This window comes from Kitasatospora sp. NPDC090308 (assembly GCF_044769485.1).
GTDB classification, from domain to species: Bacteria; Actinomycetota; Actinomycetes; order Streptomycetales; family Streptomycetaceae; genus Kitasatospora; species Kitasatospora fiedleri.
The window spans coordinates 225574-242154 of the sequence record NZ_JBIVXY010000007.1; the positions used below are offsets into that span (position 1 = coordinate 225574).

14 protein-coding genes and 1 pseudogene are annotated in these 16581 nt (G+C 74.2%); 8 read left to right on the forward strand and 7 right to left on the reverse strand.

Features of this window, described 5'->3' with window-relative positions; genetic code table 11:
• Nucleotides 1–245 precede the first annotated feature (245 nt).
• Nucleotides 246–2761, forward strand: a pseudogene (locus tag ACIQVD_RS18950) (lectin).
• Between the two features lie 34 nt (nt 2762–2795).
• Nucleotides 2796–3227, forward strand: coding sequence for a hypothetical protein (locus ACIQVD_RS18955; RefSeq protein ID WP_402290465.1), 432 nt, complete (start codon nt 2796–2798; stop codon nt 3225–3227).
• A gap of 225 nt (nt 3228–3452) precedes the next feature.
• Here ACIQVD_RS18955 and ACIQVD_RS18960 read toward each other — a convergent pair whose 3' ends face one another.
• Nucleotides 3453–3905 carry a cytidine deaminase gene (locus tag ACIQVD_RS18960; RefSeq protein ID WP_402290468.1) on the reverse strand — a complete coding sequence of 151 codons (453 nt, stop codon included), beginning with the start codon at nt 3903–3905 and terminating at the stop codon, nt 3453–3455.
• 78 nt (nt 3906–3983) lie between these two features.
• On the opposite strand from ACIQVD_RS18960, the gene ACIQVD_RS18965 reads away from it, so the two are divergent.
• From ACIQVD_RS18965 to ACIQVD_RS18975, 3 genes are all read left to right on the forward strand, one after another.
• Entirely contained in the window at nt 3984–4607 is a 624-nt protein-coding gene (locus ACIQVD_RS18965; RefSeq protein WP_400681123.1) for a DinB family protein, read from the forward strand.
• 105 nt (nt 4608–4712) lie between these two features.
• Nucleotides 4713–5405 carry an IMP cyclohydrolase gene (locus ACIQVD_RS18970; protein WP_402290470.1) on the forward strand — a complete coding sequence of 231 codons (693 nt, stop codon included), beginning with the start codon at nt 4713–4715 and terminating at the stop codon, nt 5403–5405.
• 84 nt (nt 5406–5489) lie between these two features.
• Nucleotides 5490–6113 carry a hypothetical protein gene (locus ACIQVD_RS18975; RefSeq protein ID WP_402290472.1) on the forward strand — a complete coding sequence of 208 codons (624 nt, stop codon included), beginning with the start codon at nt 5490–5492 and terminating at the stop codon, nt 6111–6113.
• Nucleotides 6114–6206: 93 nt separating this feature from the next.
• Here ACIQVD_RS18975 and ACIQVD_RS18980 read toward each other — a convergent pair whose 3' ends face one another.
• The 4 genes from ACIQVD_RS18980 to ACIQVD_RS18995 form a co-directional block, all read right to left on the reverse strand.
• A complete protein-coding gene (locus ACIQVD_RS18980) occupies nt 6207–7598 on the reverse strand; it encodes an NAD(P)/FAD-dependent oxidoreductase (protein WP_400681116.1) in 1392 nt (463 codons plus the stop codon).
• A gap of 70 nt (nt 7599–7668) precedes the next feature.
• Nucleotides 7669–8043, reverse strand: a complete 375-nt coding sequence (locus ACIQVD_RS18985; protein WP_402290475.1) for a cupin domain-containing protein — start codon at nt 8041–8043, stop codon at nt 7669–7671.
• Nucleotides 8040–9578, reverse strand: coding sequence for an APC family permease (locus ACIQVD_RS18990; protein ID WP_402290477.1), 1539 nt, complete (start codon nt 9576–9578; stop codon nt 8040–8042). Before ACIQVD_RS18990 ends, ACIQVD_RS18985 begins: the two co-directional genes overlap by 4 nt.
• A 200-nt stretch (nt 9579–9778) precedes the next feature.
• A complete protein-coding gene (locus ACIQVD_RS18995) occupies nt 9779–11107 on the reverse strand; it encodes an alpha/beta hydrolase family esterase (protein WP_402290479.1) in 1329 nt (442 codons plus the stop codon).
• Between the two features lie 227 nt (nt 11108–11334).
• On the opposite strand from ACIQVD_RS18995, the gene ACIQVD_RS19000 reads away from it, so the two are divergent.
• The 3 genes from ACIQVD_RS19000 (at nt 11335) to ACIQVD_RS19010 (ending at nt 14660) form a co-directional block, all read left to right on the forward strand.
• Nucleotides 11335–12471, forward strand: a complete 1137-nt coding sequence (locus ACIQVD_RS19000) for a PP2C family protein-serine/threonine phosphatase (protein ID WP_402290481.1) — start codon at nt 11335–11337, stop codon at nt 12469–12471.
• Between the two features lie 241 nt (nt 12472–12712).
• On the forward strand, nt 12713–13762 hold the full coding sequence (locus ACIQVD_RS19005) for a 2-dehydropantoate 2-reductase (protein WP_402290483.1): 1050 nt from the start codon (nt 12713–12715) through the stop codon (nt 13760–13762).
• 43 nt (nt 13763–13805) lie between these two features.
• Nucleotides 13806–14660: a phosphotransferase gene (locus ACIQVD_RS19010; protein ID WP_402290485.1), complete on the forward strand. Its 855-nt coding sequence runs from the start codon at nt 13806–13808 to the stop codon at nt 14658–14660.
• Nucleotides 14661–14693: 33 nt separating this feature from the next.
• Here ACIQVD_RS19010 and ACIQVD_RS19015 read toward each other — a convergent pair whose 3' ends face one another.
• Together ACIQVD_RS19015 and ACIQVD_RS19020 are read right to left on the reverse strand one after the other, a co-directional pair.
• Complete coding sequence (locus ACIQVD_RS19015; RefSeq protein WP_400681104.1) at nt 14694–15632, reverse strand: GNAT family N-acetyltransferase; 939 nt, start codon at nt 15630–15632, stop codon at nt 14694–14696.
• Nucleotides 15633–15702: 70 nt separating this feature from the next.
• Nucleotides 15703–16407, reverse strand: a complete 705-nt coding sequence (locus ACIQVD_RS19020) for an HAD-IA family hydrolase (protein WP_402290487.1) — start codon at nt 16405–16407, stop codon at nt 15703–15705.
• Between the last annotated feature and the right edge of the window lie 174 nt (nt 16408–16581).

Consider the following 16581-nt stretch of genomic DNA (forward strand, 5'->3'; position numbering starts at 1 on the left):
AACAGCATCCTGGCCGCGCCTGTTGATTGTTGTTGCGATTTCGGCCCGGAGCGTTGACAGGTCTTCCGCAACTGCCTTTTGCTGTGCGGGACTTGCCACCCCACCCCCCACCGGCGCCGCGACAGCCGCGCCGCCCGCATCGGGAGCCGCACGTGAAACGATGGCGCATCCCCCTGGCGAGCTGCCTCCTCCTGCTCGGGTTCGCCGCCCCCACGACCACCGCTGAGGCCGCCGCACCGGCCGCGGTGTCCGACCCCGCCGGCCTGGTCAACCCGCTGCTGGGCACCTCCAACGGCGGCAACACCTTCCCCGGCGCGGTCACCCCGTTCGGCATGGTGTCGTGGAGCCCCGACACCTCGTCCCGACCGCCCGGCGGCAACTACGCCTACTCCGACAACGTCGTCACGGGATTCAGCCTCAACCACCTCTCCGGGCCCGGCTGCGGGGCATGGGCGACATCCCCGTCCTGCCGACGCTCGGCGGCGTCGACGGCGGCGCCACCCAGACGTTCAGCCACGGGAACGAGTCGGCGGGCGCCGGTTCGTACGCGGTGACCCTCGGCAACGGAGTGCGGACCGAGCTGACCGCCACCGCCCGCTCCGGCATGGCGCGCTTCACCTTCCCCGCCACCACCCAGGCCAACCTGCTGTTCAAGCTGAACGCGGACAAGGCCACCAACCTGCACTTCAACCGGGTCAGCAGCACCGAGGTCAGCGGCTCGGTCGACGCCGGCCTGTTCTGCGCCTCGGCGCCCTCGTACACCGCCTACTTCGACATGGTCTTCGACCGGCCGATGACCTCCAGCGGCACCTTCAACGGCGGCGGTTCGGTCACCTTCGACACCACCGGCAACCAGGTGGTGCAGGCCAAGGTCGGCCTGTCCTACGTCTCGATCGCCGGGGCCGCCGCCAACCGCGCCGCCGAGAACGGCGGTTGGGACTTCAACGGCACCCGCACCGCCGCGCACGACGCCTGGAACTCCGTGCTCGGCCGGATCGCCGTGGCCGGCGGCACGTCCGACCAGCAGAAGGTCTTCTACACCTCGCTCTACCACTCCCTGCTGCACCCCAACCTGCTCAGCGACTCCGACGGCCGCTACCGGGGCTTCGACCACCAGGTGCACACCGTCTCCGGCGGCCAGCGGGCCCAGTACGGCACGTACTCCGGCTGGGACATCTACCGCACCCAGGCGCAGCTGGAAGCGCTGGTCGCCCCTCAGCAGGCCTCCGACAGCGCGCAGTCGCTGGTCAACGACTACGCCCAGGCCGGCTTCTTCCCCAAGTGGTCGCTGAACTCGGCCGAGACGCAGGTGATGAACGGCGACCCGGGCCCGGCGATCGTCGCGGACTACTACGCCTTCGGTGCCCGGAACTTCGACACCGCCGCCGCCAAGGCCGACATGGTCAAGGAGGGCACCACGTCCAACCCGATCCGGATGGGCCTGGACCTGCAGACCAAGTACGGCTACCTGCCCTCCGACGGCAGCTACCCCCGGGACTTCTACGGCTCGGCGGCCACCCTGCTGGAGTACAGCGCCCAGGACTTCGCCACCTCCGCGTTCGCCAAGGCGCTCGGCGACACCACGACCGCCGCGCAGTTCGCCAACCGGGCGCAGGACTGGAGGAACGTCTTCAACCCCGCCAGCGGCTTCATCCAGCCCAAGCAGGCCAACGGCGCCTGGAAGGGCGGCTTCGACCCGACCAGCAGCGACCAGTTCGTCGAGGGCACCTCCTGGCAGTACACCGGCGCGGTGCCGCACAACATCCGCGGCCTGGCCGACGCCATGGGCGGCAACGCCAGGTACGCGGCCTACCTGGACAGCGTGCTGTCGGACTTCCACGGCTCCGGCGGCGCGCACGCCGACCTCGGCAACGAGCCCTCCATCGAACTGCCCTGGGAGTACGACTACGTCGGGCAGCCCTGGAAGACCCAGAAGCTGGTCCGCCAGGTCCAGGACCAGCTGTGGCCGAACGACCCGGCCCGCTGGGGCGTCGGCAACGACGACCTGGGCACGATGAGCGCCTGGTACGTCTGGTCGGCCATGGGCTTCTACCCCGAGACCCCCGGCACCGCCGACCTCGCCCTGGGCAGCCCGCTGTTCACCTCCGTCGACGTGACCCTCGGCAGCGGCGGCCACCTGGTCGTCAACGCCCCGGCCGCCGCCGACAGCGCCCCTTACGTGCAGAGCGCCAGGCTCAACGGCGCCGCCTGGAACAACGCCTACCTGCCCGCGTCCTTCGCCACCGGCGGCGGCACCCTCGACCTGGTCCTGGGCACCGCCGCCAACACCGGCTGGGCCACCGCCGCCTCGGCCGCCCCGCCCTCCTACAACGGCGACGGCGGCGCCAAGCCGCCCGGCCCACCGGTGAACTCCACCGGCCCGGTCACCTCCGACAACGGCGGCAAGTGCCTGGACGACAACACCGGCTCGACCGCCGACGGCACCCGCATCCAGATCTGGTCGTGCAACAACTCTGCCGCCCAGCAGGTCACCGCGGGCGGCGACGGCACCCTGCGGATCGTCGGCAAGTGCGTGGACGTCAGCTTCGGCGGCACCGGCAACAACACCCTGGTGCAGCTGTGGGGCTGCGACGGCACCGGCAGCCAGCAGTGGACCTACGACCGCGCCACCAAGGCCCTGGTCAACCCGCAGTCCGGCCGCTGCCTCGACGTCCCGAACTCCAGTACCACCGACGGCACCCAGCTGCAGATCTTCGACTGCAACAACACCAACGCCCAGCGCTGGAACCTCCCCTCCTGACCGTTCCCCTCCCCCGCGAGAGGCGGGAGGACCGATGAGCACCTCCACGCCCGAACGGCGGCCGGCGCGGGCGGTGGCCGCCGCGGTCTCGCCGAGCACGGTGCTGACGCACGAACAGGCCACCGGCGACCGACAGTACGACTACGCGGCCTCCGGCGCGTTCGCCAAGAACGGCAACTTCACCAACGAGCACATCGACGACACCGGCTGGTGGGCCCTGGCGTGGCTCCAGACCTACGACCTCACCGGCGACACCGCCTACCCGGACACGACCAGGACCGCGACCGACCACATGCACGGCTACGGGGACGGCAACGGCACCGGTGCCCAGCAGTGGAGCCTGCGCACCGACGGCACCGTCGTCAACCCCGCCTCCGGCGAGTGCCTGGACGCCACCGCCCACGGCACCCCGCTGGAGATCCGGACCTGCCACGGCGGCCCCCACCGGAAAGGGAGCCGGACGTGAGCCACCACTGAGCCCCCTCCGCCCGGCGACCGGCCGACACCCGTGGTGCCGGCCGGGCCCGGCGCGGCCTCGTCGCCGCGGGCCGGGGCGGTCGGGCGATCGGCCGCACCGACGTGTTCCTGCCGCTCGACCGGCCCGAGGAGCGCCAGGACCTGACGCGCCTGCGCCGGGCCGTGACCGCCGGACAGGCCGACCGGATCGCCGCGCCGGGCGCCCGACGGGCCGTCAGCCGAGCCGCCCGCCGGCTCCGTCCCCGTACGGCCACACGTCGTCCGCGAACACCCGGGCGAACCAGTGCGGTTGGACGTCGCGCAGGCGCAGGGTGCGCCAGCGGCGCGGGTCCTCGGGGAGCGGGACGCCGACCTCGACGTCGGGTCCGTGCGCGAACAGCCGTTCCTGGCAGACGCCGCAGGGGGCGAGCACCCAGAAGCCGCGGTCGCCGTCGGCAGCGGTGACGCAGACCGAGGCGACGACACGGCGGCCGAGCTTGTGCGCCTCGCAGATCGCGCCGGTCTCGTGGCACAGCCGGACGGCGCCGTTGGGGGCTTCGGGCGCGGTACTGGTGAGGACGGTGCCGTCGTCCAGCCGCAGGGCGGCCGCGCCCGCCCAGTCCCGGCCGGGGAAGCGGCGGCGGGTCAGTTCGATCGCGGCGTCCACGAGGGCGGGGTCGATGGCCATGGCCGGGACGCTACCGGCCCGGGCCGGGGCGGCGAAAACGGTTTGCGGACCGGCCCGGACGGCGGCCAGACTCCGCGCATGACGGAGACGGACGACCGGCTCGCCGCGACCAAGCGGGAGTTGAAGCTGTACCTGCAGGACGCGCGGGACGCGGTGGTGTGGAAGCTGGAGGGCCTGTCGGAGTACGACGTCCGGCGCCCGCTGACCCCGACCGGGACGAACCTGCTGGGGCTGGTCAAACACCTGACGGGCGCGGAGGCGGCGTACTTCGGCGCCACCTTCGGCCGGCCGTTCGAGGGCGGTCCGGGGCTGTGGGTGGCGGGCGCGGCCGAGCCGAACGCCGACCTGTGGGCCCGGCCGGAGGAGGGCCGGGAGTTCCTGCTCGCCGAGTACCGCCGGGTCTGGGCGCACGCGGACGCCACCGTCGACGCGCTGCCGCTGGACGCGCCCGGGAAGGTCCCGTGGCCCCCGCACGGCGAACTGACGCTGGGCCGGGTCCTGCTGCACGTGGTCGCGGAGACCCAGCGCCACGCGGGCCACGCCGACCTGGTCCGCGAACTGCTCGACGGCGCCACCGGCCTGCGCCCGACCGGCGCGGTCCTCCCGGAGGGCGACGCCTCCTGGTGGTCGGCCCACCGCGCCCGGGTCGAACGGGCCGCCCGCACGGCGGCCACCGCCGCCGGCGAGTCCGTCCCCGGCTGACCGGACGACGGCCGCCGTGCCGGACGGCCACCGCCTCTGGAATGATCTTCCGGGGGTCGGTGACCGTCCCCCGGACGCCCACCCCGCCGAAGGGAATCCGTCTCCGTGTCGATCGACCTCGCCGAGGCCCTGGCCGCCCACCCGTACCCGGGCCGGGGCGTGCTGCGCTGCCGCACCGCCGACGGCGCGTCGGCGGCCGCCTATTTCCTGACCGGCCGCAGCCCCGCCTCCCGGGCCCGCGCGCTGCGCCCGGGCGCGGACGGCACCCTGGCCGTCGTCCCCACCGACGTCCGCGCCCACGACGACCTGCGGCACTATCCGGCGGTGCGGCGCGGCGGCGGACGGGTGGTGTACGGCAACGGCGAGCAGGTGGCCACGGTCGCGGACCGGTTGGACGCGGGGCTGTCTCCGCTGGAGGCGCTGGACGGGCTGGACTACGAGCCGGACCCGCCGGTCTTCACCCCGCGCCTGACGGTGGTCGCGGACGTCCGCCCGGACGGCCCGACCTGGTTCGGCGCGGCCCGGCGCGGTGCCGCCGCCCGTACCGCCACCGATCGCCTCTTCCTGCGGCTGGACGCCCTGCCGCCCGGCGAGGGCGTCCTCCTGACGACCTACCGGGGCGCCCCGTCCGCCCCCGCCACCGGCGCCCCCTACCTGGAGGTGTCCACTCCGTACCCGGACGCCGCCGCCCTGCTCGACCGCCTCTGGTCCGCCCTGCCGCCCGCGTACCGGGTGGCCGCCGCGGTCTTCGACCCGGCCGCCTTCCCGGAGGTGCTGCTGCGGCACGCCGCGGACTGAGCCGAGGGGAACTCCGGCGCACCGCACGGCTGTTCACCGGAGGAACGCTGGACGAACGGCGAGTCGGCCGCTCACGATGGCGGTATGTCGGAGAGTGGTCGGACAGAAGAGCCGCCGGAGGCGGGGAGCGGGCGCCGGGCGCTCGACTGGGGGGCGGTGGCGGCCCTGTCGGGGGTGGTGGCGGCGCTGGTGGCGCTGGTGGCGTACCTGTTGCCGCCGGACGCGCCCCGTCCCGCGCCGAGCCCGCTGCCCGTTCCGGTGGCGGAGTCCTCGCCGGAGCGGACGTCGGCGCGTCCGCACAGCCCCGCGCCGACGCCGACGCCGACCGAGTCATCGGAACCGGAACCGGAACCGGAGCCCGATCCCGCGCCGGGGTCCTCGCGGACGGCCGACGTTCCGGCCCCGCTGCCCGCGGTGGTGCCGGCGGGGTGCCGGGAGGCGTCGGCGGCGGTGGCCGGGTACCGGCGTGACCAGGGGTCGACCCGGGGCGCCCAGGCGGACGCGGCGAACCTCGCCTACCAGGGGCTGATGCGGGCGGGCGCCGACGCGGACCCGCCGGTGCGGCCGACGATCGTGCGGCTGGCGCAGGAGTTCCAGGAGTTGGGCTTCCGGCTGAGCGGCATGGTGCTGGCGGACCCGAACGAGGTGGTCGCCGACATCAACGCCGACCTGCCGGTCCTGGACCGGCAGTGCGCGGGCGGCTCCTGACCCCCGGCCACCGACGCCACCGACGACCACGCGCCGCTGCCGCCCGTCCGCACACCGTGCGGGCGAGCGGCAGCGGCGGCCGGTCGGCCGGGGTCAGCTGTCGAAGCCGAGGCCGAGCTTGTCCATGGTCTTGAGCCACAGGTTGCGGCGGCCGGCGTTGCGGTCGGCGCGGTCCAGGGACCACTTGGTGATGCCGATGCCGGCCCAGCGGACCGGCTCGGGCGGGAAGGGCAGCGGCTTGCGGCGGACCATCTCCAGCGCGGTGCGCTCGGTGGGCTTCCCGGCCAGCAGGTCGAGCATCACCTCGGCGCCGAAGCGGGTGGCGCCGACGCCGAGGCCGGTGTAGCCCGCGGCGAGGGCGACCTTGCCGTGGTAGGCGGTGTCGAAGAAGGCGGAGAACCGGGTGCAGGTGTCGATCGCACCGCCCCAGGCGTGGGTGAAGCGCAGGCCCTCCAGCTGGGGGAAGGTCTGGAAGAAGTGCCGGGCGAGGGTCTGGTAGGTCTGCGGCCGCTGGTCGTACTCGGCGCGGACCTTGGCCCCGTAGTGGTAGATCGCGTCGTAGCCGCCCCACAGGATCCGGTTGTCGGCGGACAGCCGGTAGTAGTGGAACTGGTTGGCGCTGTCGCCGATGCCCTGCCGGCCCTGCCAGCCGATCGCGGCGAGCTGCTCGTCGTCGAGCGGTTCGGTCATCAGCGCGTAGTCGTACACCGGCACGGTGTAGGGGCGGATCCGCTTGACCAGCGAGGGGAAGACGTTGGTGCCGAGGGCGACCTGGCGGGCGAAGACCCGGCCGTAGGGGGTGCGCACGGCCATGCCGGAGCCGGACTCGGCGATGTCGAGTGCCTTGGTGTGCTCGAAGACCCGCACGCCGAGCTGCTCGCAGGCCCGCTTGAGGCCCCAGGCGAGCTTGGCGGGGTGGAGCATCGCCACGCCGTCCTTGTCCCAGAGCGCGCCGAGGTAGGTCGGCGAGTCGACCTGGGCGCGGACGGCGTCGGCGTCCAGGAGTTCGTAGTCGCCGTACTCCTTGGCGAGTTCGTACAGTTCGGCGAGTTCCTCGACCTGGTGCGGCTCGGTGGCGACGTCGAGTTCGCCGGTGCGCTCCCAGTCGCAGTCGATCCCGTACGTCGACACCGCGTCCTCGATGGAGCTCAGGTTGCGGGCGCCGAGCTGTTCGAGCGCGGCCAGCTCGTCGGGCCAGCGCTCCAGGCCGTTGCCGAGACCGTGGGTGAGGCTGGCGGCGCAGAAGCCGCCGTTGCGGCCGGAGGCGGCCCAGCCGGTCTGCTCGGCCTCGATCAGGACCACGTCGCGCCCGGGGTCCCGCTCCTTGGCGATCAGGGCCGTCCACAGGCCGCTGTAGCCGCCGCCGACGACCAGCAGGTCGCAGCGGACGTCGCCGGTGAGGGCGGAGTTGGCGGCGGGTCGGCCCGGGTCCTCCAGCCAGAACGGGGTGGGTTTGGCGTCCCGCAGGGCGTGTACGGGGTCCATGCTCTCGGTTCCTTGCCTCGGGGGGTGCGGCCCGGCCGTGGGGGCGGCCGGGCCGTCGGGTGTGTCCGGGTTATCGGTCCTCGCCCTCGGCCGCCTCCGGGCCGAGGTTGATGGTGTAGACCTTGCGGAGCGTCTCGTGGACGGTCCAGGTGGTGCGGTCGCCCTCGCGGAGCACGGCGAGGTCGCCGGGGCCGAGCTCCAGGACGGGCCCGTCCTGGAAGGCGACGGTGGCCCGGCCGCTGAGCACGACGAACATCTCGTCGGCCTCGGTGTCGGTGACCACGCCGGGGGTGATCTGCCAGATCCCCCGGATCTGGCGCCCGTCGGCGGACTCCCAGACCACCTTGCCGGTGACCTCGGGCGTGCCGGAGACGATCTGCCCGGGGTCGAGCGGCTCGGGCTCCAGTTCGGCGTCCGGGACGTGCAGGGCGAAGCTGTTGATCATGCCTCGACGCTATCCGTTCCGGTGCCGGTGGCGGCCCTGTCACTGTGTGCCGAGTCCGGCCGCCACTCTGACAGCCCGTACGCCTTGGTCCCGGCCGCGGCGATCGCGACGGCCCGTTCGGCGTCGGCCTTCTCCCGGGCGGCCTTGCGGGCGGCGAGCAGCGGGTAGAGCAGCAGGGAGGCGCCGACCACGATCAGGCAGTAGACGACTGCCTTGGTCCCCTCCTCGTTGTACTGCTCGATGGCGGCCCAGGCGCTGACGGCGGTCAGGCAGACGGTGATCAGGCTGATGCTCCACCAGCCGCCGGGGATCTTGTAGGGGCGCTCCAGCTCGGGTTCGCGGACCCGCAGCGCGATCAGCGCGGCGACCTCCAGCAGGATGCCGATGTTGGTGAGGAAGACGTCGAAGATCACCAGGTTGGCGAAGCTGGAGAAGCAGAACAGCGCGTAGATGACGGAGGAGCCGATGATCGAGGCGATCGGCATCTTGTAGCGCTTGCTCTCCTTGGAGACCCACTTGGGCAGGTAGCCGTCGTGCGAGAGCGAGGAGGGCAGCCGCGAGTAGGAGGCGAGCAGCGCGGAGAACATCGCGACCGAGGCGAACAGGCCGCCGATGGTGACGGTGTACTGGAGCCAGGGGCCGGCCAGTTCGCCGGCGATGTCGGAGAACGAGCCGTCCTCCCACTTCCGCCAGCCGTTGTCGCCGTCCGCGCCGACCGCGAGGGCGGCCAGCGAGGGCAGCAGGTAGCCGACGATGATCAGCAGGACGGACCAGAACAGCGCCTTGGGCAGGTGCTTCTTCGGGTTCTCCATCTCGCCGGCCACGGTGGAGACCGAGTCCCAGCCCGAGTAGTTCCACATCACGATGAACAGGCCGGAGCCGAAGGCGTTCCAGGTGGACTGGCCCTGCTCGGCGGTCATCGAGGAGACCGGGTTGGTGCCGTCGGTGATCAGGTGCCAGCCGCCGATGGCGGTGAGGATCAGCATCGGGGTCAGACAGATGACCGCGAACGCCACCGAGGAGTCGCCGACCCAGCCCGCGCCCATCAGGTTCAGCAGCGTGAACAGCACGATGACGCCGACGCAGATCACCCAGTTCAGGTCGACCTGGACGCCCAGGAGCTCGAACAGCACGTGCTTGCCGGGGGCGACGGCGCTGATCAGGCTCGACAGGTACGAGGTGAACATCACCGGGTACAGCGCCATGTCCACGAAGCTGCACACCCACTGGAGCACGCCCTGCTGGAAGGCCCAGAACCGGCCGAGACCGCGCTTGACCCAGTGGTAGTAGCCGCCCTCGACGGGGATGGCGGTGCCGAGCTCGGCGCAGACCAGGGCGTGCGGCACGCTGTAGATCAGCGGGGCGACCAGGATCAGCAGGATGCCCATGCCGGGGCCCGAGGTCGAGAACAGCGGCTCGATGCCGTAGGCGCCGCCGGAGACGCTGAAGAAGATCAGCGCGACCAGCGGGACCAGGCTCACGCGCTTGGGCGTCGCCCACCGGTTCTCCGGCGGGGCCACGGGGATGGCGGTCATTTTCACCTTGACAATCGGGTGTCGGCACGGATGCGTCGGGGGTTGAGGTGCACGAGTCTTGTCGTCCCGTTGACGTAGGGCAATCATTCAATCTGTCAGCCGTCTTGTTGCCCCTCTGACACAGTGCAGGCCCCGCCGACGGATCGGCGGGGCCCACATCGTGCCAGGTCAGACGGTTCTCACCCGTTGCCGGGCGGGTTTCAGGTGCTGCAACCGGTGTCGGCGACCACGTAGTAACCGGCCGAGGTCTCCTTCAGCGTGTGCGTGACGAACAGGTTCCACAGCCCCATGTTCTGGTTCGACCCGTTCGCGTACGCGTACCCGCCGCTCTGGTGCGCCCGGCCCGCGGCGACCTGGTTGTAGTTGTTGTCCGTCCAGCACCCCAGCGGCCGGGTCGACGGGGAGGCGGAGGGCGAGGGCGAGGAGGACGGGGACGGGGACGGCGACGGGGAACCGGACGGGGACGGGGACGCGGAGGAGCCGTCCAGGCCCCAGAACAGGCCGGTGTAGTACGAGGAGCAGATGGTGTTCAGGAAGTACGCCCCGCTCTGCCCGCAGTTCGCGGTGCCGCTGCCGGGGCTGACCGGCAGGCCGTGGCCCATGCCGGAGACGCTGTACAGCTGGACGGCGGGCCTGCCCGCGCTGTCGTTGTAGACGCTGAGCGTGGTGTTGCCGGGCAGCGACTGGGTCGCGGAGGCGCTCTGCCCGATGCCCCACACGTTGGTCCACTGGTCGCGCAGCTCGGTGGCGTTGACCGGGGCGACGGTGGTGTCGGAGCTGCCGTGCCAGATCGCCACCCGCGGCCACGGGCCGGTGTAGCCGGGGTAGGAGGCGCGCACCTTGTCGCCCCACTGGGCGGGCGTCAGGTTCTGGTGGGAGTTCTGGCAGCCGGAGGCGGCGGCCTGGGTGGTGGCGCACTGCGCGGGCAGGCCGGAGGCGATCGAGCCGCCCGCGAACACGTCCGGGTAGTCGGCGAGCAGGTCGGCAGCCATGCCGGCGCCCGCGGACAGGCCGGTCACGTACACCCGGGACGGGTTGCTGCCGTACAGCGCGACGGCCTTGTCGACCATCTGCTTGACCGACAGCGCCTCGCCCTTGCCGCGGGTGTCCTTGCCGCTGTCGAACCAGGAGAAGCAGGACAGCGCGTTGTTGGAGGAGCTGGTCTGCGGGAAGACCACCGCGAAGCCCCAGCGGTCGGCGAGCTGCGCCCAGCCGGAGTTGTTGTAGTAGTCGGTGGCGGTCTGGGTGCAGCCGTGCAGCGCCACCACCAGCGGCTTCCCGGTGGGCAGCGCGGTCGGGACGTAGCTGTACATCGCCAGGTTGCCGGGGTTGGTGCCGAAGCCGGTGACCTGCCCGAGCCCGGCCGCGGACGCCTGCGGCGCCCCGGTGAGCAGCCCGCCGGCGATCAGCGCGCCCGCCAGCGCCGCGCCCGCCCGGCGTCCGAGGCCCGCGCGCCGCCCGGGCCGCCCGGGGTCCGCCGCCGTCCGCCGTCCTGCCCGTACCAGTCCTGTCAGTCCTGCCAGTGCCATGTGGGGGCTCCGCTCTCTTCGGGTGCTCGCGTGCCGGGTGGGGGTGGCCGAGCACCGTTCGCGGTGAATCATCGGCGCGGGTCCGGCGACGGCCCATGGGGCGGTGCACCACCGGCGGGGCCCGGGGCATGGCGGCGGCGACCATTGAACGGGCGCCCGACGATGATCACGCACCCGCCCGCGCCTCCCACACCGGGGCGGCCCGCGCGGGTAGCGTGCACCTGGTCATGCCCACCATCACCGACGACTCCGACTCCCACCGGTCCCGTCCGATGCTCGGCACGGTCGTCCGGCTGTCGCCGTTCCTGCTGATCGCGCTGTCGGCGGCGGCGGACGCCGAGACCCCGGCCGGGCAGCGCTACGACCGGTTCGTGGTGGCGGCGCCCGCCCTCGCGGCGGCGACCTGGGGCCCGCTGGGGACGCTGCTGATCGGCCTGCTCGCGGTGGTCGCCGAGGTGGTGCTGGCGCTGATCCGGGACGACCAGGTCGGCGCGGCGGCGGCCTCGGTGATCGCCGCCACCGTCACGGTCACCCTGGCCGCCTCGTACACCTCCGGGATGCGGGTGCGGCGCGAACGCGACCTGGCGCTGGTGCGCTCGGTGGCGCGGACCGCCCAGCAGGTGGTGCTGCGCCCGCTGCCGGACCGGCTGAACGACGTCGACCTGGCGCTGTACTACAGCGCGGCGGCGGAGCAGGCGCAGATCGGCGGCGACCTGTACGAGGCGGTGCGCACGCCGTTCGGGGTGCGGATCATCCTGGGCGACGTGCAGGGCAAGGGCCTGCCCGCGGTGGAGATGGCGGCGGCGCTGCTCGGCTCGTTCCGGGAGGCCGCGTACGACGCGAAGGACCTGCCCGCGCTGGCCCGCCGGCTGGAGACCGGCCTGCAACGGTACGCCGAACGGGCCTCCTCGCCGGACGCGGCGGAGCGGTTCGCCACCGCCCTGCTGCTGGAGATCCCGGCCGACCGGCCGGAGGCGCACCTGCTGAACTGCGGCCACCCGCCGCCGGTGCTGCTGCGGGCGGACGGCGCGGTGCTGCCGGTCGAGCCGGAGGTGCCGCTGCCGCCGCTGAACCTGTCGGCGCTGCTGGCCAGCGACTACCGGGCCCGCACCCTGCCGTTCGGGCCGGGCGACCGGGTGCTGCTGTACACCGACGGCGTCAGCGAGAGCCGGGACCGGCGCGGCGAGTTCTACCCGCTGACCGAACGGCTGGCCCGCTGGAGCGCCGAACCGGGCACGGTGCTGCTGGAACACCTCCGCGGCGACCTGCGCCGCTACGCGGGCGGCCCCGCCGACGACGACGTGGCCGCCCTGCTGGCCACCCGCCTGCCCCCGCCCACCGGCACGGCCGTCCCGGACGCCTGACCGCCGCCCGTCGGGGCCCGCGACCGCCGTCGACGCCCGAGCGCCTGCCGGTGCCCCGGGCCGACGCCGACACCGACACCGACACCGACACCCGATCATCCGTCAGGTTCCGCAGTCTTCCCCCCATCCCTCGACACCCGACCACCTGCCGGGCCCCGGGCCGTCCCCCCGGTCCGGTCCGCAGTCGGCGGGCGGTACCCTCTGGGCTCTGTCGCTGACGCCGTTGTCGAAGGAGCCGCCGGTGTCCGAGAATCCCGTGAATCCCGCGAATTCCGTGAATCCCGCGCTGCCGCTGCGGATCGCCGTGTTCGGGGCCGGCAGCATCGGCTGCCGGCTGGGCGGGGCGCTGGCCGCCCGGGCCGACGTGACGCTGATCGGGCGGCCCGCCGCGATGGCCGAGCTGGACCGGGCGGGGCTGACCCTGACCGGGCCGGGCGACCGCCGGCTGCACGCCCGGCCGCGCACCGCCACCGACGCCTCGGCCGCGGCGGGCGCCGACTACGTGCTGGTGACCGTCAAGTCCGCGGACACCGCGGCCGCGGCCCGGCTGCTCGACCCGCACCTGGACGGCCGGACCACCGTGGTCAGCTTCCAGAACGGCCTGCACAACGCGCGGGTGCTGCGCGAGGCGCTGCCCGGCCGGACGGTGCTGGCCGGGATGGTGCCGTACAACGTGGTGCGGACCGGTCCGGCCTCGTTCCACCAGGGCACCGGCGGCCAGCTGGTGCTCGAACGGGCGGACGCCGCCCGGCGGTTCGCGGCGGTGGCGGGGTCGGCCGGGCTGCCGGTGGGGCTGCGCGCGGACATGCCGCGGGTGCAGGCCGCGAAGCTGCTGATGAACCTCAACAACGCCGTCAACGCGCTCTCCGGCCGGCCGCTGCGCGAGCAGCTCGGCAGCCGCCCGTACCGGCTGGTGCTGGCCCGCTGCCAGCGCGAGGCGCTGGCGGTGTTCGCGGCGGCGGGGCTGTCCCCGGCCCGGTTGACGCCCGTCCCGCCGGAGTGGATGCCGTCCGTCCTGGGCCTGCCGGACGCGGTGTTCCGCCGGGTCGCGGCGGCGAGTCTGCGGGTGGACGCGCGGGCCCGCTCCTCGATGTGGGAGGACCTCCAACGCGGCCGTCCCACCGAGGTGGACGAGCTCCAGGGCGAGGTCGTCGCGCTGGCCGGGCGCCACCGGCTGCCGGCCCCCGCCAACCGGTGCCTGCTCGACCTGGTCCACGCGGCCGAGGCCGCCGGTACGCCGCCCGCATGGTCCGGTGCCGAACTGCTCGCGGCCCTGGACGCGCTGCCGTAGTCTCGTCTCCCCCCTTCCCACCCGAGGGAGTTGACCCGCCGCCATGACCACCCGGTGGACCACCCACGGCGTCGACCTGCTGCCCGGCTCCGTGCGCAAACGCTTCCGGACCGCCCCGCCCGGCGCCCCGCCCGGCGACCCGGGCTGCGAACCGGAACGGGAGTGGCGGGCGCTGACGCTGCTCGACCGGTACGCCCCCGGGCTGGCGCCCCGGCCGCTGGCCCGCGAGGACGGCACGCTCACCATGTCGCGGCTGCCGGGCCGCGCGCTGCGCGGCACCGTGCTGACGGACGAGCACCTGGACGCGCTGGCCCGCGCGGTGCGGCGGCTGCACCGGGCGGTGCCCGCCGAGCTGGTCGCCCGGCTGCCGAACCGGCGCTGGGACGTCCGGCAGTCCGCCGAGACGATCCGGGACCGGGCCGCCGGGGCCGCGGCGGTGGGCGGCGACGCCCCCGAAGTGCTGCGGGCCCTGACGGCGGGCCTGCGCTGGCTGGACCGCGCGCAGGCCGGGCTGTGCGCGGACGGCCCGGCGGCGGCGCCCGTACTGGGGCAGGCCGACGGCAACCTGGCCAACTTCCTCTGGGACGGCACCGGCGTCCGGCTGGTCGACTTCGAGGACTCCGGGCGCTCCGACCACCCGTACGAGCTGGCCGAGGTGGTCGAGCACGTCTCGTCCTGGGTGGACACCGACCTGGACGCGGCGGCCTTCCTGTCCCGCTTCGACCTCTCCCCCGCCGAGGACCGCCGCCTGCTGGAGTGCCGCCGCCTGCTGGCCCTGCTCTGGCTGGTCTTCCTCGCCGGCGACCCCGCCACCACGCTCCGCGACCCGCCGGACACGCCCGCCCGCCAGGCGCGGCGCCTGCTCGCCCTGCTGGACGCCGCCGAGCCGTCCGGCTGAACGGGACCCTCCCGGTCTGCCCGCCTCCCCGCCTCACGACAGCGGGAGGGTCTTCTCCAGCACCACCGAGGTGTAACGGACCGTCATGCCGACCTTGAGGTACAGGTCGAGCGCGCCCGTGCCGGAGTGCGTCCACAGCGTGCAGTGGCTCAGCCCGGCCTCCCGGCAGGCCCGGAAGGCGTGCTGCAGCAGGTGGCGGGCGATGCCGCGGTTGCGGTGGTCGCGGTCGACGGCGAGGCTCTCCACGTACCCGTCCCCGCTGCCGGGCTGGTCCAGCGACAGGGCCGCGCCGACCACCCGGCCGTCGGCCTCCGCGACCGCGAGCGGGGAGCGCTCGGGGGTGAACGTCTCGCGGTGGACGGTGTGTTGGGCCCACTCCGCGAAGTCCATCCGGCGCGCCTTCCAGTCCGCGAAGGCGTCCTCGACGACCCGGTGCGCCGCGCGCGCGTCCCGCGGGTCGTCGGGGCGGAACGGGCGGACGGCGATGCCCGCGGGGGCGGGCCCGGGTTCGGGCAGGTCGGCGAGGGGGATCTCCAGCAGCCAGCTGGCGCCCTTGGGCCGGTAGCCGTAGGTGCGCAGCATGGTCAGGCCGACCGGGTCGAGGTCGGCGACGACCTGGACGAGCTTGCCCACGCCCTGTTCGACGGCCCGGCTCTCCATCCAGCCCAGCAGCGCGGTGCCGATCCGGCGGCCGCGGTGCGCGGGGTGCACCCGGCACTCGCAGCGCCGGTCGCTCCACGCCCAGGCGGCCAGCCGCCCGTCCGGGGCGTGCACCAGCAGCGTGTCGGCGGCGGGGTCGAAGCCGGGGCGGGCCAACACCGCCGCGACCTCGCCGCGGTCGGCCTCGGTCGCCCCGGCGCCGTGCAGGGCCCACTCACAGGTGGTCAGCAGGTCGAGGACGTCGAGCAGGTCGCGCTCAGGATCGAGCGCCCGGGCGGTGTAGCCGGCGGGCAGGACGAGGGGCTGGGCCATCGGCGGAGGGTCCTTCCTGGTGGACGGCGGGCGGAGGGCGACGGACCGGGACGCGGTGCGCGGTGCGCGGTCAGCCGGTGGCGGGCGGGTCCAGCAGGGCGGGCAGCTGCCGGATGTCCGCGAACGGCACGGTGTCGTCCGCCCCGTCCCGGAACTCCCCGCCGGTGAGCGCGTCGCCGGTGGGCCCGCCGGTGTAGCCGAAGCGGCGCATGCCCGCCGCGCGGGCGGCGCGCAGCCCGGCGGGGCTGTCCTCGACGACGCCGCAGACCTCCGGGGCGTACCCCGTCCGGGCGGCGGCATGCTGGAAGACGTCGGGGAAGGGCTTGCCGCGGGCGACCTCGGTGGCGCTGAAGATCCGTCCGGCGCACCGCTCGTACAGCCCGGTGCGCCCCGGCGTGTGCCGCGTCTTCCCGTGGCTGCCGCTGGAGGCCACGCAGTACGGCAGGCCGCGCGCGTCCAACGCGTCCAGCGCCGCCACGACGCCGTCCACCGGCTCCGGTTCGGCGTCCACCGGCTCCCGGTGGCGCCGCTCGAACCGGCGCTCCCACTCGGCGGCGGCGACGGGCCCCAGCCGCTCGCCGACCTGGGCCCGGATCGCCGCGTGGCTGCGCCCGATGAACCGCTCCACCACCTCCCCCGCCCCGAGCGCCCACCCGAGCTGCGCCCCGACCTCCACCTGCACCCGCACCGCGATCCGCCCGCTGTCCACCGGCATCCCGTAGCAGTCGAACACCACCGGCTCGACGGGCTTCCCCGCCCTGTGCACGCTCCCCATCCCGGCAGCCTAGTGCGTGCCCGCCCGGCCCGGACCGCCGCCCGGTGCGGAACGGGCCACGGATGAAGGCGGACCGGTTCTCGATCCGCCACCGCTGCGATGCGGTACCACCGCTGCGGCGCGGTAGTACTGCCCGGCGCGAAGCGCCCGGGCAGCCGTCCGCGACGCCCGGGG